The organism is Streptomyces sp. NPDC059852 (assembly GCF_042731455.1).
In the GTDB taxonomy this organism is placed as follows: domain Bacteria; phylum Actinomycetota; class Actinomycetes; order Streptomycetales; family Streptomycetaceae; genus Streptomyces.
On record NZ_JBHWJK010000028.1, the window covers coordinates 37,479 to 55,030 of the forward strand.

Consider the following 17,552-nt stretch of genomic DNA (forward strand, 5'->3'; position numbering starts at 1 on the left):
GTGACACGGCGAACGGACTGGGCCGAGTACACCGACCACCCGGAGGCCCCGCGCGGGTGGGGGAGAGCCGACGAGGGCTCCTCCGGGACGGGCGGGTACACCCCCGGCGGGGACCCGGCCCATGACGCGGACGGGGGGATCGACAGCGGGGCCCAGGGGGAGGGCGGCCCGGCGTACGACGGTGCCGCTGCCTCCCGCGGAGGCTCCCGTCGCGGGCGGAACCGCGGCGGGGCATGGGGTGGTTCGGACGGCCCGGAAGGCCCGCGCGGGCGACGCCGGCGCGGACGTACGGAGCCGTCCGGCGAGGACGGTGGCGCCACTTCCTCGTCGAGGGCCGAGGAGGGGACGCCTCCGGGGGACCCGGTCGAGCGGGCACGGGCGATCTGCCTGCGCCTGCTCACCGGGACCCCGCGCACGCGCAAGCAGCTCGCCGACGCCCTGCGCCAGCGGGAGATCCCGGACGACGCCGCCGAGGAGGTGCTGTCCAGGTTCGAGGAGGTCGGGCTGATCGACGACAGCGCGTTCGCGGACGCCTGGGTGGAGTCCCGGCACCACGGCCGGGGGCTCGCGCGTCGGGCACTCGCCAGGGAGCTGCGCACCAAGGGCGTGGACTCCGCGCTGATCGACGAGGCCGTCTCCCAGCTCGACTCCGAGCAGGAGGAGGCGACCGCCCGTGAACTCGTCGCACGCAAGCTGCGCTCCACCCGCGGACTCGACCGTGACAAGCGCCTGCGCCGCCTCGCGGGCATGCTCGCCCGCAAGGGCTACCCCGAGGGCATGGCCCTGCGGGTGGTCCGGCAGGCCCTGGAGGAGGAGGGCGAGGACACCGACTTCCTGGGGGACGAGGGGGCCTGAGGTCCGGCCGGAACCGGACATGCCGGGCGTGCGGTACACGGTGGACGCGCGGGGGCGCCCATCGCGTACGGGCTCGGCTCGCGTCCGGCTTCGGGCATCGGCGGGGAACTCGGCCGGCCCGGGCCGGCCGGGAGCTCAGGAGGTGCCCTGGTCCTCCGCACCCGGCGTCACCGGCAGCCCCGCCGCGCGCCAGGCCTGGAAGCCGCCGACCAGGTCGGTGGCCCGGTGCAGTCCCAGGCGGTGCAGCGACTCGGCCGCCAGGCTCGACGCGTAGCCCTCGTTGCAGAGCACCACGACCCGCAGGTCATGGCTCGTGGCCTCGGGGAGGCGATGACTGCCCTGAGGATCGAGCCGCCACTCCAGCTCGTTGCGCTCGACGACCAGCGCGCCCGGGATCAGACCGTCCCGTTCGCGCAGGGCCGCGTACCGGATGTCGACCAGTACGGCCTCACCGTCCTCGGCGGCCGTGTAGGCGTCCCGCGGCTCGATCCGCTCGTAGCCCGCGCGCACCCGCTCCAGCAACGCGTCGATACCGACGGGCCGTTCACCCCTGCTCCGCGTACCGCTCATCGTCGTTCCCCTCCGCTCCGGCGCTCGCTCACTGCCAGTCCTCGGGCTGCTCGACCTGTTCCAGACGCAGCACCGGTCCGCTCCGGCTGAACCGGCGGATGAGCGGGAGAGGCGGGTAGTAGGCGTGCACGGAGATCGCGTGCCGCTCGGTCGACTCGTTGAGGACCTCGTGCACATGGTGACGGCCGAAGGCGCGGCCCTGGCCGGCGGGCAGCCGGCGTGAGCGGTCCACGTCGTCGGCCAGTTCCAGGGTCTTCCAGCCGCCGGCCGGGAGCCGGACGGCCAGGGAGTGCTCGGTGAGTTCACCGGAGGCCGTGACGAACGCACCGACCGACTCGGCGTGGTCGTGCCACCCGGTGCCGGTGCCAGGGGGCCAGCCGATCAGCCATGCCTCGCTGCCGCCGGGGCCTTCGAGCCGTACCCAGGTGCGGCCCTCGGGGTCCAGCGGGAGCGAGGCGATCAACTCGGCGTCCGCGGCGGCGCGCCGTACGAAGTCGAGGAGGTCCGCCTGCGTCGGCGCGGAGGCCGGGGAGGGGACGTCGGCCGTGGAGTCCTGCGGCGAGGAGGCAACGGCGGCAGGGGAGACAGACAAGGGGCACCGTCCTGAAGGGAGTTCGCGAAGAGCGCGCGGCAGCGCGAACGAAGGTCGCGGCGCACGCGGAAGGAGAAGAGGCGAAGTCAGCAGGACGGACGACACACGCAGCCCGCATAGCGGACGAGGTCCATATGGACCCTCCGCCACAGGCGCACACAGGTGTCGGTCACGATCGGGAGTACACCACGCCGGTCGGGACCGGTCAACTCACCGTCACTATGCGGACCGCACAGTGACGGTGAGTGCCGCTCCCGTGTACGAAGCAGGCACGGCGGAGGACGACGGGGCGAGGCGTCAGCGGGAAGCGGCTCCGGCCCGTTCCGCACCCGCCTGGGCCTGTGACCCTGCCTGTGTCCGGGCCTGGGATGTGGCCGGTCCGCCGAGGGCGGCCTCGGCCGCCGCGTAGAGATCCGCGGGCCGTACCCCGCCGAGGGCGGTCACGAGGTGCCCGTCGGGGCGCACCAGCAGCACCGAGTGCGCGGCGGCGCCCGGGTAGCTCTCCGCGACCAGCAGTTCGGCCCGGTACGGCAACGCCGTCACCGCCGCGGCCAGGCGCGGCATGATGCCGGCGGTCGCCCAGTGCTTGCGGTCCCACACGCCCGTGCCCGGCGCGATGAGGACGACGAGCAGCGCACCGCGCCCGAGCCGGTCCCGGAGCCGGGCGAAGGAGCCGTCCTCGGCGGTGACCCGCACGTCCGCGACGGGAGCACCGCGCGGCGTGTCGACAGGGACCTCGCCCTCCAGCGGGCCCGGGGCGAGCGGTGAGTCGGCGTACGTCCCCGGCGCTCCGACAGGGCCCTGGCCCAGATGCCCGTCCATCAGCAGGGCCTCGTGCCCCCGGGCCGAACCCGGCATGAGCGTCCGCAGCCCGCCGCCGGAGCGCAGGAGTGGAAGCGCCTGGTCGGCGGCCCGCAGCCGGGCGGCGACGGCCGTGCGCCGCTCGGTCTGGTAGGAGTCGAGCAGCGCCTCGTGCGTGCCGTGGTGCCAGGCGGGGGCCAGCTTCCAGGCGAGGTTGTCGGCGTCGCGCAGCCCCTCGTCGAGGCCGTGCGTGCCGAGGGTGCCCAGGCAGTGGGCGGCGTCGCCCGCGAGGAGGACACGACCGGCGCGCCAGCGGCGGGCGAGCCGGTGGTGGACGGTGTGCACCCCGGTGTCGAGCAGGTCGTACGGCGGTGTCGCGCCGTCGCACCAGCCGGCGAGGGTCTCCCGGATGTGCGTGACCAGCAGTTCCGGCGTGACGAGGTCCTTGCCCGGTGGCAGCAGCCAGTCCAGGCGCCAGACGCCGTCGGGGAGCGGGCGTCCGGTGATCTCGCCGGCCGACGGGGCGGACATCCGCCACGGCGGCATGCGGTGGAGCAACGCGTGGCCCTTCCAGGGGAGTTCCACGCGGAGTGCGGCCACGGCGTGCCGTTCGACGGCGGTGCGGCCGGGGAAGCGGATGTCCTGGAGCTTGCGGACGGTCGAGCGCGGGCCGTCGCAGCCGACCACGTAACTGCCGCGCCACCAGGTCCCCTGGGGGCCGCGGGTGTGCACGGTGACGCCGGAGGGCTCCTGCTCCATCGCGTCCAGACGGCTGTCCACGGCGAGCTTGACGAGCGGTTCGCCGGCGAGGGCGGTGCGCAGGGCGCCGGTGAGGGCGTGCTGGGCGATGTGCAGCGGGGCCGGGTTCGGGTGCCCCTCGGGCCGCGCGGCGGCGTCCTCGAACGAGACCTCGCGCGTCACCTGCTTGCGCCGCATCGACCGCCATCCGGCCCAGCGGGTGCCGAGCGCGTCGAGCGGGGCGCCGGTGAGGCGTTCCACGAGGGCGGTGGTGTCCTCCTGGAGGACGACGGTGCGGGCGAGACGCGGTTCGTCCTTGCCGGTGCCCTCGTCGAGGACGACGCAGGGCACCTCCTGACGGGCCAGTGCCAGGGCGAGGGTGAGCCCGACGGGCCCCGCGCCGACGATGATCACCGGGTCCACGGCGCGGCGCCCCCTGCCCGCAACGGTGTCCCGAGGGACGCGAGTGAACAAGAAGATGGAGCAGGGTGCACGATCACAGAACGTATGCAACCCATTGCCAGTGTTTGCGTCAAGTGACGGAAGGCTGTGGCGATCATGTCATCGGACGCGGGGTGGTTCAGGTGGGGCTCCGGGGTGCGGGAGAGCAGAGAGGGCAGCGGCGATCAAGCCACTGCCCTCTCTGCCACACCGTTGGTCGGCTAGCGCTCTGCCCCGGTCCCGAAGGTCCCGCCTGTGGCGGCCGGGTTCAGTTCCTCCATGTCCTCGGCCCCGAGGACGGCGCCCGTGCTGCGCTTGCTCCGCCGCAGTCGCTTCTCGAGCCAGCTCGCGAAGCTGGTGAGCGCGAAGTTCAGGACGATGAAGATGATCGCCACGACGACGAAGCTGGGGATGACGTTGGCGTAGAAGGCCGCCAGCGTCGCACGCGAGTTGAGCAGTTCGGTGAATCCGATCATCACGCCACCGAGTGCCGTGTCCTTCACGATGACCACGAGCTGGCTGACGATGGCCGGAAGCATGGCGGTGACGGCCTGTGGCAGCAGGATGGTCCGCATCGTCTGGCCCTTGCGCAGGCCGATCGCCATGGCGGCCTCCGACTGCCCCTTGGGCAGGGAGAGGATGCCGGCACGTACGACCTCGGCGAGGACGGATGCGTTGTAGAGGACCAGGCCGGTGACGACCGCGTACAGGGGCCGCTGCTCACTGCTGACGTCCGTCCAGCGGTTGTAGAACTCGTTGGCGAACAGCATCAGCAGCAGGACCGGGATGGCCCGGAAGAACTCGACCACCCACGCGGCCGGAAGTCGTACCCACCTATGGTCGGAGAGGCGTGCGATACCAAAGAGCGCGCCCAGCGGAAGGCCGATCACCATGGCCAGGGCCGCCGCCTTCAGCGTGTTGCCGAGTCCGGGCAGCAGGTAGGTCGTCCATGCCTCCGACTGGGTGAACGGCTTCCACAGGGCCCACTCCAGCTGGTCCTTCTCGTCCAGCGTGTGCCATATGAACCAGACGAGCAGCGCGAGCAGGGCGAAGAAGATCACCGAGACGACCACGTTGCGCCGCTTGGCGCGGGGCCCCGGAGCGTCGTAGAGAACGGAACTCATCGCTTCACCGCCAGTCGCTTGCTCAGCCAGCCGAGGAACAGGCCGGTGGGCAGGGTCAGGACCACGAAACCGAAGGCGAAGACCGCACCGATGAGTACCGTCTCAGCTTCGTTCTCGATCATGGTCTTCATCAGATAGGCGGCTTCGGCGACACCGATCGCGGCCGCCACCGTGGTGTTCTTGGTCAGGGCGATCAACACGTTGGCCAGCGGGCCGACGACCGACCGGAGGGCCTGCGGCAGGATGATGAGCCGAAGCGTCTGCGTGAACGTGAGCCCGATGGCGCGAGCCGCCTCGGCCTGCCCCATCGGCACGGTGTTGATGCCGGAACGGATCGCCTCGCAGACGAAGGCCGCCGTGTACGCGACGAAACCGAGGATCGCCAGGCGGAAGCCCCGGACGGCGAAGTCGGAGGCGCCCATCGTCACACCGAAGATGTCGGCGAGACCGAGCGAGGTGAAGATGATGATGACCGTCAGGGGGATGTTCCGGACGATGTTCACGTAGGCGGTACCGAACCCGCGCATGAGCGGGACCGGGCTGACCCGCATCGCCGCGAGGATCGTGCCCAGGATCATCGAACCGATGGCGGAGAAGAAGGTGAGCTTCACCGTCATCCAGAAGGCACCCAACAGGGTCGGGTCGTTGTAGTCAGAAAGAAAGTCGAACACGATCTCCCGCGCTTCCGGGTGGGTGGCGTGTGTGGATAGCGCGGCGCGCCGCCGCCCTGATCGCGGTGGACGGCGGCGCGCCGGTGGACCCGTGCGCTACTTGACGATGTTGCCGATCTTCGGCGCGGGCTCGTTCTTGTAGTTGGCGGGACCGAAGTTGGCCTCGACGGCCTTGTCCCAGGCACCGTCCTTGACCATCTTCTCCAGGGCGGCGTTGATCTTGTTCAGGGTCTCGGTGTCACCCTTCTTCACGCCGATGCCGTAGTTCTCGTTGCTCAGCTTCAGTCCGGCGAGCTTGAACTTGCCCTTGTACTGGGCCTGGGCGGCGTAGCCGGCGAGGATCGAGTCGTCCGTGGTCAGCGCGTCCACAGAGCCGCTCTGCAGACCGGCGAGGCACTCGGAGTAGCCGCTGGTCTCCTTGAGGTTGGCCTTCGGGGCGAAGTCGTTCTTGACGTTCTGGGCCGAGGTGGAGCCGGTCACCGAGCACAGGTTCTTGCCGTTGAGGTCGGTGGCCTCGGAGATGTCGGAGTCCGACTTGACGAGCAGGTCCTGGTGGGCCAGCAGGTACGGGCCGGCGAAGTCCACCTTCTCCTTGCGCTCGTCGGTGATCGAGTACGTCGCCGCGATCATCTTGACGTCACCACGGGCGAGCGCGTTCTCGCGGTCCGCGCTCTTCGTCTCGACGAACTCGATCTGGTCGGCGTTGTAGCCGAGCTCCTTGGCGACGTACGTGGCGACGTCCACGTCGAAGCCGGAGAACTTGCCGCCCGGCTCCTTCAGACCCAGACCAGGCTGGTCGTACTTGATACCGATCTTGATCTTGTCGCCCCCACCGGAGCCCGACCCGCCCTCGTTGTCGCTGTCGCCGCCGCAGGCGGTGGCGGTGAGGGTGAGGACGAGTGCCGTGGCGGCCGCGGCGGAGACCTTGCGGAGCTTCATGGTGAACATCCTTTGTGTGATGAAGAGACACGTGCCCTGAAGACGGGCCGGCGGGTGACGCAGGGCGTCGGCTGCGGGGCGCAGTCCGTCAGTGGTGCAGGATCTTGGACAGGAAGTCCTTCGCGCGGTCGCTGCGCGGGGCGCTGAAGAACTGGTCGGGCACGGCCTCCTCGACGATCTTGCCGTCGGCCATGAAGACCACCCGGTTGGCAGCCGAGCGCGCGAAGCCCATCTCGTGGGTGACCACGATCATGGTCATGCCGTCGCGGGCCAGCTGCTGCATGACCTCGAGGACCTCGTTGATCATCTCCGGGTCGAGCGCCGACGTGGGCTCGTCGAAGAGCATGACCTTGGGGTCCATGGCCAGGGCCCGGGCGATGGCGACGCGCTGCTGCTGCCCGCCGGAGAGCTGCGCGGGGTACTTGTCCGCCTGGGTCCCCACGCCCACGCGGTCCAGCAGCTGCCGGGCCTTCTCCTCGGCCTTCTTCTTGTCCGCCTTGCGGACCTTGATCTGCCCCAGCATCACGTTCTCGAGCACGGTCTTGTGCGCGAAGAGGTTGAAGCTCTGGAAGACCATGCCGACGTCGGCGCGCAGCCGGGCCAGCTCCTTGCCCTCCTGCGGCAGCGGCTTGCCGTCGATGGTGATCGAGCCGGAGTCGATCGTCTCGAGGCGGTTGATGGTGCGGCACAGGGTGGACTTGCCGGACCCGGAGGGCCCGATGACGACGACGACCTCGCCGCGGGCGATCGTCAGATCGATGTCCTGGAGCACGTGCAACGCGCCGAAGTGCTTGTTCACATCTTTCAGGACCACAAGGTCGCCGGACGCGGCCACGTCGTCCTTGGCCACCGATACTTCGGTCATCGCTCTCAGGCTCCGTCCTCCTCGGTTTCGGAGGACAGTAGTGACCGTTCCCGACCTGCGTCATCAGTTCTGAGGTGAATCTGAGCATCACGATCCGATAGCAATCGGACACGCGTCGTAGTACCGGCCAACGTGCGCGTACCGGCTGCATAACGGAAACAGCGAGCAACCGGAACCCTCTTGACGGCGTCCTCGTCCATCAGCGTGACTGCCATGTGCACGCGCGGGGCCCCCGGACCCCTGTCCCCCCGAAACGTACGCCCGGTGAACCGAAGGAGGCACGGATGAGACTGCTGCTCGTCGAGGACGACAACCACGTCGCCGCCGCGCTGTCCGCGGTCCTCGCCCGGCACGGTTTCGACGTCACGCACGCCCGCAGCGGCGAGGAAGCCCTGCAGGCGCTGGTCCCGGAGGGCAACGGCTTCGGCGTCGTCCTGCTCGACCTCGGCCTGCCCGACCAGGACGGCTACGAGGTCTGCGGCAAGATCCGCAAGCGCACCAGCACCCCGGTGATCATGGTGACCGCACGCTCCGACGTCCGCTCCCGCATCCACGGGCTGAACCTCGGCGCCGACGACTACGTGGTGAAGCCGTACGACACCGGGGAGCTGCTCGCCCGGATCCACGCCGTCAGCCGGCGCAGCGTGCCCGAGGACGCCGCGACCGGCGGCGAGGGCGTGCTGCGCCTGGGTGCCGTGCACATAGAGCTGCCCACCCGCCAGGTCAGCGTGGAGGGCTCGGTCGTCCAGCTCACGCGCAAGGAGTTCGACCTGCTCGCCCTCCTCGCGCAGCGCCCCGGCGTCGTCTTCCGCCGGGAACAGATCATCAGCGAGGTCTGGCGGACGAGCTGGGAGGGGACCGGACGCACCCTGGAGGTGCATGTGGCGTCCCTGCGCGCCAAGTTGCGGATGCCGGCGCTGATCGAGACCGTGCGCGGGGTCGGGTACCGGCTCGTGGCCCCGGCGGCGTAGCGGGCCAGGGTGCGCACTCGGCTTCTCCCGCTGCTCATCGTCCTCATGGCGGCCGTGCTGCTCGCGCTCGGCGTGCCGCTCGCGGTGAGCCTGGCCGCCGCCCAGCAGCAGAAGGTCGTCGTCGACAGGATCGACGACACGGCGTACTTCGCGGCCATCGCGCGGCCCGCCACCGACGCCACCGCCGGCTCCCGTGACGTCCTCGGCGTCCTCAGCCGGGAACTGGAGAACTACCACGAGGTCTACGGCATCCGCGCCGGTGTCTTCCTGCCCAACGACACCCCGCTGGCCAGTGGGCCCGCCACCTGGTTCCTGCCCGGGAGCGGCGAGGTCCGCGACGCCTTCGAGGAGTCCCTGCTCAGCCGGCGCAGCCACGACCCGCAGCAGGTCTGGCCCTGGCAGCGCGGCCGGCTGGTCGTCGCCTCACCGGTGATCCGCGACGGTGACGTCGTCGCCGTCGTGGTCACCGACTCGCCCACCGGGCCGATGCGGTCCAGGATCCTGGACGGCTGGCTGATCATCGGCGCCGGTCTGACCGCCGCCATGCTGGTGGCCGTCGGAGCCGCCCTCCGGCTGACCGGCTGGGTGCTCAGACCGGTACGGGTCCTCGACGTCACCACGCACGAGATCGCGAGCGGACGCCTGAAGTCCCGGGTCGCCGTGGCCAGCGGACCGCCGGAACTGCGGCGGCTGGCGCGGTCGTTCAACGAGATGGCCGACAACGTCGAGGACGTCCTCGAACAGCAGCGTGCCTTCGTCGCCGACGCCTCCCACCAACTGCGCAACCCGCTCGCCGCCCTGCTGCTGCGCATCGAACTGCTCGCGTTCGAACTGCCCGAGGGCAACGAGGAGATCGCCTCGGTCCAGGCCGAGGGCCGGCGTCTGGCCCAGGTCCTCGACGACCTGCTCGACCTGGCCCTCGCCGAACACACCGAGGCCGACGTCCGGCTGACCGACATCGGCGCGCTCACCGCCGAGCGCGTCGCCGCCTGGGCGCCGACCGCCGAGGCGAAGGGCGTACGGCTGCGCGGGACCTGCCCGGCCACCACCGCCTGGGCCGACCCGGTGGCCCTGTCCAGCGCGCTGGACGCCGTGATCGACAACGCGGTGAAGTTCACTCCGCGGGACGAGAGCGTCGAGGTGACCGTCGCGTCCGACGGCGACATGTCGACGATCGAGGTGGCCGACCGCGGACCCGGCCTCACCGACGAGGAGCTCGCCCGCATCGGCGACCGCTTCTGGCGCAGCGGACGCCACCAGAACGTCAAGGGCTCGGGCCTCGGCCTGTCGATCTCGCGGGCCCTGCTCGCGGCGGGCGGCGGCACGCTCGCGTACGCCCACCACGAGCCGCACGGCCTGCGCGTGACGGTGACCCTGCCGAGGACCGGCCCGGCCACCTGACGACGCTTCCGGAACCGCCCTAGGGCTTCACCGACCGGTAGTACCGCCGCGCGCCCTCGTGCAGGCCCAGCGGGTCCGTGTAGATCGCCGTGCGCAGGTCCACGAGCTGCGCGGAGTGCACATGCGCGCCGATGCCGTCGCGGCTCTTGATCACGGTCCGGGTCAGCCACTCGGTGAGCCGGGGGTCCATGTCCTCGCGGGTGATGAGCAGGTTCGAGACGGCGATGGTCGGCACCGTGCTGCCGTTCTGGACGGTGGGGTAGGCCGACTCCGGCATGTTCGTCGCCCGGTAGAAGTGGGCCGCGTCGCCCTGGGCATGCACCTTGGCGACGAGGTCGGCGTCGATCGGCACGAACCGGAACGAGGACGTCTCCGCGATCTTCTTCAGGCCGTTCGTGGGCACCCCGCTGGACCAGAAGAACGCGTCGAGCTCGTGCCCGAGCCGCCCGGGGCCGGTGTCGATGCCGTCCGAGCGGGGCGTGATGTCCTTCTCCGGGTCGATGCCCGCCGCCTCCAGCACCCGGGTGGCGATCAGCCGGACCCCGGAGTCCGGCAGCCCTATGGCCACCCGCTTGCCCTTGAGGTCGGCGACGGAACGGATGTCCGAGTCGGGCGGCACGACGAGCTGGACGTAGTCGTCGTAGAGGCGGGCCACCCCGCGGAGCCGGTCCATGACCGGCTCGCCGCCGATCCGGTAGGTGTCCACGGCGTCGGCGGCGGCGATCGTGAAGTCGGCCCGGCCGGTCGCCACCCGCTCGACGTTCTCCTGCGACCCGTCGCTGGTCAGCAGCCGCACCTTCAGCTGCGGCATGTCATTGGCCAGCTCCTCGCGCAGCAGCTCGCCGTACTCCTGGTACACACCCGCGCGCGTGCCCGTGCTGAACGTGATCGTGCCGCTCGGCGGGTCCTCGCCCAGGGGCAGCATCCACCACAGCAGCAGCCCGAGGGCCACGACGCCGGCGGCCGCGCCCTGGAGGGCCCGGCGCCTGCTGATGCGGGTGAGAGCTGTGGACATGGCCGCGATCCTGCCAGCCGCCGCACCCGCTGACCAGGGCCGGGGTCACAGACGGGGCCCGGACCGGTGCCCGCCGGTCGCTACAGTCGGCCGCATGAGTCCCTCTCCCGCCGACCTGGTCCGCGAGTTCCACCTGGCCTTCGGGCTCGCCGCCCGCACCACCCCGACGGAGGTGGCGCCGGAGCTCGCCGCCCACCGGGGAGAGCTGCTCGCCGAGGAGGCCGCGGAGGTCGCCGAGGTCTCCGTCACCGGCCCCCTCGACCGGCTCGCGCACGAGCTGGCGGACGTCGTGTACGTGGCCTACGGCACCGCCCTCGTGCACGGCATCGACCTGGACGCCGTCCTGGCCGAGATCCACCGCTCGAACATGACCAAGCTCGGCCCGGACGGCCAGGTCGCCCGCCGGGCCGACGGCAAGGTCCTCAAGGGCGACCACTACGAGGCACCGGACGTGGGCGCCGTACTGCGCCGCCAGGGATGGAAGGGCACCCCCTAGGTCGTGTCCGCAAAGTCCCGCCTGCCGCCCGGCGCCCGGCACGCTCCCCCGAGCTCTTCGAGCAGGGGGGACCCCCACTCGCCGCACCGGCCGCCCACCCGCGTACAACCAGTACGCGGGCGCCCGTCCGGCACACCGAGAGCACGCACCGGACACCGCTCGGCCCGCCCTACGGGCGAACGACGGGACTTCGCGGACCCGCCCTAGGCATACGGGACACCGGGGAGAGCGGGCCGTACGACCGCATACCCTTGTCCCATGAGCAGCAGCGACCGGAGCCAGGCAGTGGGCGTCAGGACATACGAGGTACGCACCTACGGGTGCCAGATGAACGTCCACGATTCCGAGCGATTGTCCGGTCTGCTGGAGGACGCCGGGTACGTCCGCGCGCCCGAGGGCTCCGACGGCGACGCCGACGTCGTCGTCTTCAACACCTGCGCGGTCCGTGAGAACGCCGACAACAAGTTGTACGGCAACCTCGGGCACCTCGCGCCGAAGAAGGCGAGCCGGCCGGGCATGCAGATCGCCGTCGGCGGCTGCCTCGCCCAGAAGGACCGCGACACCATCGTCAAGCGGGCCCCCTGGGTCGACGTGGTCTTCGGCACGCACAACATCGGCAAGCTGCCCGTCCTGCTGGAACGCGCGCGCGTGCAGGAGGAGGCGCAGGTCGAGATCGCCGAGTCGCTGGAGGAGTTCCCCTCCACGCTGCCGACCCGGCGCGAGAGCGCCTACGCGGCCTGGGTGTCGATCTCCGTCGGCTGCAACAACACCTGCACCTTCTGCATCGTCCCGGCCCTGCGCGGCAAGGAGAAGGACCGCCGCCCCGGCGACATCCTCGCCGAGGTCGAGGCGCTGGTCGCCGAGGGCGTCAGCGAGATCACCCTGCTCGGGCAGAACGTCAACGCCTACGGCTCGGACATCGGCGACCGCGAGGCGTTCAGCAAGCTGCTGCGGGCCTGCGGGAACATCGAGGGCCTGGAGCGCGTCCGCTTCACCTCGCCGCACCCGCGCGACTTCACCGACGACGTGATCGCCGCCATGGCCGAGACGCCGAACGTGATGCCGCAGCTGCACATGCCGCTCCAGTCCGGCTCGGACACCGTCCTCAAGGCGATGCGCCGCTCCTACCGCCAGGAGCGCTACCTCGGCATCATCGAGAAGGTCCGCGCCGCCATCCCGCACGCCGCGATCACCACCGACATCATCGTGGGCTTCCCCGGCGAGACCGAGGAGGACTTCGAGCAGACGCTGCACGTGGTGCGCGAGGCGCGCTTCGCGCAGGCGTTCACGTTCCAGTACTCCAAGCGCCCCGGCACCCCGGCGGCCACGATGGACGGCCAGATCCCCAAGAAGGTCGTCCAGGAGCGGTACGAGCGGCTGGTCGCCCTCCAGGAGGAGATCTCCTGGGAGGAGAACAAGAAGCAGGTCGGCCGCACCCTGGAGCTGATGGTCGCCGAGGGCGAGGGCCGCAAGGACGACGCCACGCACCGCCTCTCCGGCCGCGCCCCCGACAACCGCCTCGTGCACTTCACCAAGCCGGACCAGGAGGTCCGCCCCGGTGACGTGGTGACCGTCGAGATCACCTACGCCGCCCCGCACCACCTCCTCGCCGAGGGCCCCGTCCTCGACGTGCGCCGTACGCGCGCGGGCGACGCCTGGGAGAAGCGCAACGCCGCCGAGCAGGCCAAGCCGGCCGGTGTGCTGCTGGGCCTGCCCAAGGTGGGCGTGCCCGAGCCGCTGCCGGTGGCCACCTCGGGCTGCGCGATCGACTGACGGCGCCGAGGGAGCCGTCCCGGGCAGCCGTGAGGCGCCGCAGTAGGCTGCCGATCATGCTTGTCGCCGCCGCAGTCTGCCCGTGCCCGCCCCTCCTCGTGCCCGAGGTCGCGGCGGGCGCCGCCCCCGAGCTGGACGCCGCGCGGGCCGCGTGCGCGGACGCGCTCGGGGTGCTCGCCGCCGCCCGGCCGGACCTGCTGGTGGTGGTCGGGCCCGCCGAGGAGACCGGGACGAGCCCGCAGGGCACGCCGGGTGACTTCCGGGGCTTCGGTGTGGACGTCGGCGTACGCCTGGGTGCGGGAGCCGACGGAGCGGAGCCCCAGGGCGTGCTTCCGCCGTCCCTGGCCGTCGCCGCCTGGCTGCTGGAGCGCACCGGCCGGCCGGACGCCCCGATCGAGGGACTCGGCGTGGGGGAACCGACGAGCGCCGAGCGGTGTATCCGGACGGGGAGGGAACTCGCCGCCCGGGCCGGCCGGGTGGCGCTGCTGGTGATGGGAGACGCCAGCGCCTGCCGCACGCTGAAGGCGCCCGGCTATCTGGACGAGCGGGCGGCGCCCTTCGACGCGTCCGTCGCGCGGGCGCTGGGTTCGGCCGACGTGTCCGCCCTCAAGGAACTGGACATCGCGCTGGCCCGGGAGCTGCAGGTGTCGGGCCGGGCCCCGTGGCAGGTCCTGGCGGGCGCCGCCGAGGAGGCGGACCTGGCGGGTGCCCTGCTGTACGAGGACGCGCCGTACGGCGTCGGCTACCTGGTCGCCACCTGGTCGTAGAGGCCGGTCCGGCCGGGCACGGCGAACGGCCGCGCGCCCGAAGGCCGCGGCCGTCCGTGAAGGTGCCGGTCAGGTGGTCGGCGGCGGGGCGTCCGGCGGTGGTGTGCCCCCGCCCGTCGCCGGACCGTCGTCCTTGTGCGCGAGGCGGCCCATGGCTCCGTGTGCCTTGCCCGTCCCCGAGTGGATCTTGTCGGTGTACTTGCCCTTGGTCCGCTCGTCGACGACCTTGGCGGCCTTGTCGAGGCCGTGGTGCACCTTGTCCTCGTGCCGCTGTGCGAAGTCGGAGACCTTGTCCTTGGCCGGGGCGATCCTGGCTTTCAGGTTGTCCATCAGACCCATGCTTCACCTTCCCGCGCGGGGCAGTTACCTGCGGGCGCCCTCACCGGTCTCGCTGTCGGCGGCCTCGTCGGCGGACTGCTGCTTGGGGATCTCGACGCCGTCGTCGGTGCCGGTCCCCTCGGTGTCGGCGGCCGCCGCGGGGGCCGTCTCCTCCACCTCGGCGCCCGACGGACCCGAGGGCTCCGCCGCCTCAGCCGCAGGCTCGGCCGTCTCCGTACCGGCCTCGGCCTCGGCGGACGACGCCTCCTCCGAGACCTTCGACCTGCCAAAAATCCGTGCGAAAACGCCCATATCCACTCCATACGGTACTCGTGCGGGCGAAATCCCGCGTCGTCCGGTGCGTCCGTTTGCGCCCCCGGGTCGCCGCCCCCACCGAATCGGCGGCGAAAACCTCGCAACAGGCAACGACCCCGCACACGGACCGTCACGTAACTCGTTCGAGACCACCCCTCGAGGTTTGCGAGACTGGGGCGGTGAGCAGTGCACCCTCCTCCCCGCGCGTCATCGCCGTCGTCGGACCCACCGCGGCCGGAAAGTCCGATCTGGGCGTCTTCCTGGCGCAGCGACTCGGCGGCGAAGTCGTCAACGCCGACTCCATGCAGCTCTACCGGGGGATGGACATCGGCACCGCCAAGCTGACGCCCGAGGAGCGCCAGGGCGTCCCGCACCACCTGCTGGACATCTGGGACGTCACGGTCACCGCCTCCGTCGCCGAGTACCAGCGCCTCGCCCGCGCGCGTATCGACGCCCTGCTCGCCGAGGGACGCTGGCCCGTCCTGGTCGGCGGATCGGGACTCTACGTCCGGGGCGCCGTCGACAACCTCGAGTTCCCCGGCACCGACCCCGAGGTCCGGGCCCGGCTGGAGGAGGAGCTGGCCCTGCGCGGCTCCGGAGCGCTGCACGCGCGCCTGGCCGCCGCCGACCCCGACGCCGCCCAGGCGATCCTCCCCGGCAACGGCCGCCGGATCGTCCGGGCCCTGGAGGTCATCGAGATCACCGGCCGGCCCTTCACCGCCAACCTGCCCGGCCACGACTTCGTGTACGACACCGTCCAGATCGGCGTCGACGTCGCCCGCCCCGAGCTCGACGAGCGCATCGCCCGCCGCGTCGACCGCATGTGGGACGCCGGGCTCGTCGACGAGGTGCGCGCACTGGAGGCGAAAGGGTTGCGCGAGGGGCGTACGGCCTCGCGCGCGCTCGGCTACCAGCAGGTGCTCGCCGCGCTCGCCGGGGAGTGCACCCTCGACGAAGCCCGCGCGGAGACCGTCCGGGCCACCAAACGCTTCGCGCGCCGTCAGGATTCATGGTTCAGACGCGACCCGCGGGTGCACTGGCTGAGTGGGGCTGCGGCAGATGTCACAGAACTTCCGCAGCTGGCCCTGGCGTTGGTCGAACGACCGGTCACAGCCTGATCACGTCATGGCATCGGGACGCTCCGGTCGTCATCCGGGCCTGCGTCACCGTGCCATCATCGAGCTTCGATCGACCAAGTGGAGTCCGAGTTGGGAGGGCGCGTGGCGATGGAGGCCGGCCCTCGCGACACCGCACAAGGCACGGGGAACCGCATCACCGGCACCGGTGAGCGGGAGCCCGACGCCGACCGGCTGGACCCGGACGTGACCGACGACGCCGACGCCGACGGCGGTGTGACCGACGACGGTCCCACGCCCGAGGAGATGTACACCGGCGGCCCCGAGGTCGAGGTCGAGCTCCGCCCGCAGCGCAGGCTGCGCCTGTGGCAGCTCGCGCCCATCGTGGGCCTGGCCGCGCTCGGCTCCCTGATGTTCGCCTTCCCGCTCGCCTTCGACTTCGGCGACAGCGGTGCCGTGATCGCCATGCTGGGGCTGCTGATCTGCCTCTGCGCGGGCGGCTGGGGCATGATGGCCGCCCGCCGCGTGGGCTACACCTGGCCCGGCCTGCCGCCGCGCGGCTCCGGCCGCAGACCGGACTGGCGCGTCGTCGGGGCGTACTGCCTGCTGCTCGCGGCGATCGTCGCACTGGCCGTCTGGCGCGTGGCACGCCTGCGCTGAGCGGGGCCCCGCGCCGCCACCGCCGTACGGGATGCCGGACCCGCGCCGTACGATCGAGGAATGAGCACGCGGATCGCCTTCCTCAAGGGTCACGGCACCGAGAACGACTTCGTGATCGTCCCCGACCCGGAGAACGTCATCGAGCTGCCCCCGGCCGCCGTCGCCGCCCTGTGCGACCGCCGCGCGGGCATCGGCGGCGACGGCCTGCTGCACGTCGTGCGCTCCGCGGCCCACCCCGAGGCCCGGCACCTGGCGGCCGAGGCCGAGTGGTTCATGGACTACCGCAACGCCGACGGCTCGGTCGCGGAGATGTGCGGCAACGGCGTGCGGGTCTTCGCCCGCTACCTCCAGCGCGCCGGGCGCACCGGCGAGGGCGACCTCGCGGTGGCCACCCGCGGCGGTGTGAAGACGGTGCACATCGACAAGGACGGCGGCATCACCGTCGGCATGGGCAGGGCCCGCCTCCCCGAGGGAGACGTCACCGTCAGCGTCGGCGACCGCAGCTGGCCCGCCCGCAACGTCAACATGGGCAACCCGCACGCCGTGGCCTTCGTCGACGACCTCGCGGACGCCGGTTCGCTGACCGAGGCGCCGCCCTTCAGCCCGGCCACCGCCTACCCCGACGGCGTCAACGTCGAGTTCGTCGTGGACCGCGGTCCCCGGCACGTGGCGATGCGCGTCCACGAGCGGGGCTCCGGCGAGACCCGCTCCTGCGGCACCGGCGCCTGCGCGGTCGCCGTGGCCACCGCCCGCCGTGACGACGCCGACCCGGCCGTCACCGGCGCCCCGGCGACGTACACCGTCGACGTCCCCGGCGGCACCCTGGTCATCACCGAGCGGCCGGACGGCGAGATCGAGATGACCGGCCCCGCCGTGATCGTGGCCGAGGGCGAGATCGACGTGGAATGGCTGGAATCGTTCGGCCGCTGAGGCGTTCCGGTCGCTCCGGTGTCCGGGCCGGGCGGCCCGCGCTCCCGCCGTTCCCGGGGAAGCGCCGTCCCGCCGCGTTCGACGGCGCGCACCCGCCCCGTCAGGATGGCGCAAACCGTAAACCTGCGCAGCCTCGCTCGAATGGGTGATCCGTTTCACGCTCGGCCGGAGGCGGTCGGAAGCGCGTGATGGGCTCGGTAGCATCAAGCACCGGCCCGGACGGGGAGAAGTCGC

20 protein-coding genes are annotated in these 17,552 nt (G+C 71.8%); 9 read left to right on the plus strand and 11 right to left on the minus strand.

The genetic code is table 11. The features are described from left to right. Positions 1-855 (plus strand): recombination regulator RecX, encoded by an 855-nt coding sequence (recX, locus tag ACFV46_RS28210; protein WP_385500313.1) that lies wholly within the window; start codon positions 1-3, stop codon positions 853-855. A gap of 135 nt (positions 856-990) precedes the next feature. On the opposite strand, the gene ACFV46_RS28215 is transcribed toward recX, so the two are convergent. From ACFV46_RS28215 to ACFV46_RS28250, 8 genes are all read right to left on the minus strand, one after another. Further along, positions 991-1,425, minus strand: coding sequence for a rhodanese-like domain-containing protein (locus ACFV46_RS28215; RefSeq protein ID WP_376730066.1), 435 nt, complete (start codon positions 1,423-1,425; stop codon positions 991-993). A gap of 28 nt (positions 1,426-1,453) precedes the next feature. Next, entirely contained in the window at positions 1,454-2,017 is a 564-nt protein-coding gene (locus tag ACFV46_RS28220; RefSeq protein ID WP_361927382.1) for a cysteine dioxygenase, read from the minus strand. Between the two features lie 86 nt (positions 2,018-2,103). Beyond that, the gene (locus tag ACFV46_RS28225) at positions 2,104-2,346 is read right to left on the minus strand and encodes a putative leader peptide (RefSeq protein ID WP_361927385.1); all 243 of its coding nucleotides are present in this window, start codon (positions 2,344-2,346) and stop codon (positions 2,104-2,106) included. Continuing rightward, positions 2,315-3,979 carry an FAD-dependent monooxygenase gene (locus tag ACFV46_RS28230; RefSeq protein WP_385500315.1) on the minus strand — a complete coding sequence of 555 codons (1,665 nt, stop codon included), beginning with the start codon at positions 3,977-3,979 and terminating at the stop codon, positions 2,315-2,317. Before ACFV46_RS28230 ends, ACFV46_RS28225 begins: the two co-directional genes overlap by 32 nt. Positions 3,980-4,218: 239 nt before the next feature. Continuing rightward, on the minus strand, positions 4,219-5,121 hold the full coding sequence (locus ACFV46_RS28235) for an amino acid ABC transporter permease (RefSeq protein ID WP_385500317.1): 903 nt from the start codon (positions 5,119-5,121) through the stop codon (positions 4,219-4,221). Continuing rightward, positions 5,118-5,792: an amino acid ABC transporter permease gene (locus tag ACFV46_RS28240; RefSeq protein ID WP_385500318.1), complete on the minus strand. Its 675-nt coding sequence runs from the start codon at positions 5,790-5,792 to the stop codon at positions 5,118-5,120. Before ACFV46_RS28240 ends, ACFV46_RS28235 begins: the two co-directional genes overlap by 4 nt. Before the next feature lie 96 nt (positions 5,793-5,888). Next, positions 5,889-6,731 carry a glutamate ABC transporter substrate-binding protein gene (locus ACFV46_RS28245; RefSeq protein WP_385500320.1) on the minus strand — a complete coding sequence of 281 codons (843 nt, stop codon included), beginning with the start codon at positions 6,729-6,731 and terminating at the stop codon, positions 5,889-5,891. Between the two features lie 88 nt (positions 6,732-6,819). After that, positions 6,820-7,596, minus strand: coding sequence for an amino acid ABC transporter ATP-binding protein (locus ACFV46_RS28250; RefSeq protein WP_055622141.1), 777 nt, complete (start codon positions 7,594-7,596; stop codon positions 6,820-6,822). A 284-nt stretch (positions 7,597-7,880) separates the two neighbouring features. On the opposite strand from ACFV46_RS28250, the gene ACFV46_RS28255 reads away from it, so the two are divergent. Together ACFV46_RS28255 and ACFV46_RS28260 are read left to right on the plus strand one after the other, a co-directional pair. After that, the gene (locus ACFV46_RS28255) at positions 7,881-8,567 is read left to right on the plus strand and encodes a response regulator transcription factor (RefSeq protein ID WP_361927395.1); all 687 of its coding nucleotides are present in this window, start codon (positions 7,881-7,883) and stop codon (positions 8,565-8,567) included. A 9-nt stretch (positions 8,568-8,576) separates the two neighbouring features. Further along, positions 8,577-9,968, plus strand: a complete 1,392-nt coding sequence (locus tag ACFV46_RS28260) for a sensor histidine kinase (protein ID WP_385500322.1) — start codon at positions 8,577-8,579, stop codon at positions 9,966-9,968. Positions 9,969-9,987: 19 nt separating this feature from the next. Here the strand turns inward: ACFV46_RS28260 and ACFV46_RS28265 are convergent, their stop codons facing one another. Beyond that, on the minus strand, positions 9,988-10,983 hold the full coding sequence (locus ACFV46_RS28265) for a TAXI family TRAP transporter solute-binding subunit (RefSeq protein ID WP_385500323.1): 996 nt from the start codon (positions 10,981-10,983) through the stop codon (positions 9,988-9,990). A gap of 94 nt (positions 10,984-11,077) precedes the next feature. On the opposite strand from ACFV46_RS28265, the gene ACFV46_RS28270 reads away from it, so the two are divergent. The 3 genes from ACFV46_RS28270 to ACFV46_RS28280 all read left to right on the plus strand — a co-directional run bounded on the left by ACFV46_RS28270 (position 11,078) and on the right by ACFV46_RS28280 (position 14,019). Further along, the gene (locus ACFV46_RS28270; RefSeq protein WP_376730061.1) at positions 11,078-11,479 is read left to right on the plus strand and encodes a MazG nucleotide pyrophosphohydrolase domain-containing protein; all 402 of its coding nucleotides are present in this window, start codon (positions 11,078-11,080) and stop codon (positions 11,477-11,479) included. Positions 11,480-11,737: 258 nt separating this feature from the next. Next, positions 11,738-13,252 (plus strand): tRNA (N6-isopentenyl adenosine(37)-C2)-methylthiotransferase MiaB, encoded by a 1,515-nt coding sequence (gene miaB, locus ACFV46_RS28275; protein ID WP_086865798.1) that lies wholly within the window; start codon positions 11,738-11,740, stop codon positions 13,250-13,252. A 56-nt stretch (positions 13,253-13,308) separates the two neighbouring features. After that, complete coding sequence (locus tag ACFV46_RS28280) at positions 13,309-14,019, plus strand: class III extradiol dioxygenase subunit B-like domain-containing protein (RefSeq protein WP_385500325.1); 711 nt, start codon at positions 13,309-13,311, stop codon at positions 14,017-14,019. A gap of 69 nt (positions 14,020-14,088) precedes the next feature. On the opposite strand, the gene ACFV46_RS28285 is transcribed toward ACFV46_RS28280, so the two are convergent. Both ACFV46_RS28285 and ACFV46_RS28290 read right to left on the minus strand, forming a co-directional pair. Continuing rightward, positions 14,089-14,358 carry an antitoxin gene (locus ACFV46_RS28285; RefSeq protein ID WP_361927411.1) on the minus strand — a complete coding sequence of 90 codons (270 nt, stop codon included), beginning with the start codon at positions 14,356-14,358 and terminating at the stop codon, positions 14,089-14,091. Positions 14,359-14,382: 24 nt separating this feature from the next. Further along, entirely contained in the window at positions 14,383-14,649 is a 267-nt protein-coding gene (locus ACFV46_RS28290) for a hypothetical protein (RefSeq protein WP_385500326.1), read from the minus strand. A gap of 182 nt (positions 14,650-14,831) precedes the next feature. Here ACFV46_RS28290 and miaA point away from each other — a divergent pair, with 182 nt between their 5' ends. The 3 genes from miaA to dapF all read left to right on the plus strand — a co-directional run bounded on the left by miaA (position 14,832) and on the right by dapF (position 17,318). Next, the gene (miaA, locus tag ACFV46_RS28295; protein ID WP_361927417.1) at positions 14,832-15,770 is read left to right on the plus strand and encodes a tRNA (adenosine(37)-N6)-dimethylallyltransferase MiaA; all 939 of its coding nucleotides are present in this window, start codon (positions 14,832-14,834) and stop codon (positions 15,768-15,770) included. Positions 15,771-15,878: 108 nt separating this feature from the next. Continuing rightward, positions 15,879-16,388, plus strand: a complete 510-nt coding sequence (locus tag ACFV46_RS28300) for a hypothetical protein (RefSeq protein ID WP_361927742.1) — start codon at positions 15,879-15,881, stop codon at positions 16,386-16,388. 60 nt (positions 16,389-16,448) lie between these two features. Beyond that, a complete protein-coding gene (dapF, locus tag ACFV46_RS28305) occupies positions 16,449-17,318 on the plus strand; it encodes a diaminopimelate epimerase (RefSeq protein ID WP_385500328.1) in 870 nt (289 codons plus the stop codon). Positions 17,319-17,552: the final 234 nt, after the last annotated feature.

Excerpts from the sequence above, each read along its gene's own strand:
- ACFV46_RS28235 (WP_385500317.1), bottom strand. The coding sequence starts at position 5,121 with ATGAGTTCCGTTCTCTACGACGCTCCGGGGCCCCGCGCCAAGCGGCGC.
- miaB (WP_086865798.1), top strand. The coding sequence starts at position 11,738 with ATGAGCAGCAGCGACCGGAGCCAGGCAGTGGGCGTCAGGACATACGAG.
- ACFV46_RS28300 (WP_361927742.1), top strand. The coding sequence starts at position 15,879 with ATGGAGGCCGGCCCTCGCGACACCGCACAAGGCACGGGGAACCGCATC.
- ACFV46_RS28280 (WP_385500325.1), top strand. The coding sequence starts at position 13,309 with ATGCTTGTCGCCGCCGCAGTCTGCCCGTGCCCGCCCCTCCTCGTGCCC.
- ACFV46_RS28245 (WP_385500320.1), bottom strand. The coding sequence starts at position 6,731 with ATGAAGCTCCGCAAGGTCTCCGCCGCGGCCGCCACGGCACTCGTCCTC.
- ACFV46_RS28255 (WP_361927395.1), top strand. The coding sequence starts at position 7,881 with ATGAGACTGCTGCTCGTCGAGGACGACAACCACGTCGCCGCCGCGCTG.
- ACFV46_RS28250 (WP_055622141.1), bottom strand. The coding sequence starts at position 7,596 with ATGACCGAAGTATCGGTGGCCAAGGACGACGTGGCCGCGTCCGGCGAC.
- ACFV46_RS28285 (WP_361927411.1), bottom strand. The coding sequence starts at position 14,358 with ATGGGTCTGATGGACAACCTGAAAGCCAGGATCGCCCCGGCCAAGGAC.
- ACFV46_RS28265 (WP_385500323.1), bottom strand. The coding sequence starts at position 10,983 with ATGTCCACAGCTCTCACCCGCATCAGCAGGCGCCGGGCCCTCCAGGGC.
- ACFV46_RS28290 (WP_385500326.1), bottom strand. The coding sequence starts at position 14,649 with ATGGGCGTTTTCGCACGGATTTTTGGCAGGTCGAAGGTCTCGGAGGAG.
- dapF (WP_385500328.1), top strand. The coding sequence starts at position 16,449 with ATGAGCACGCGGATCGCCTTCCTCAAGGGTCACGGCACCGAGAACGAC.
- ACFV46_RS28215 (WP_376730066.1), bottom strand. The coding sequence starts at position 1,425 with ATGAGCGGTACGCGGAGCAGGGGTGAACGGCCCGTCGGTATCGACGCG.
- ACFV46_RS28270 (WP_376730061.1), top strand. The coding sequence starts at position 11,078 with ATGAGTCCCTCTCCCGCCGACCTGGTCCGCGAGTTCCACCTGGCCTTC.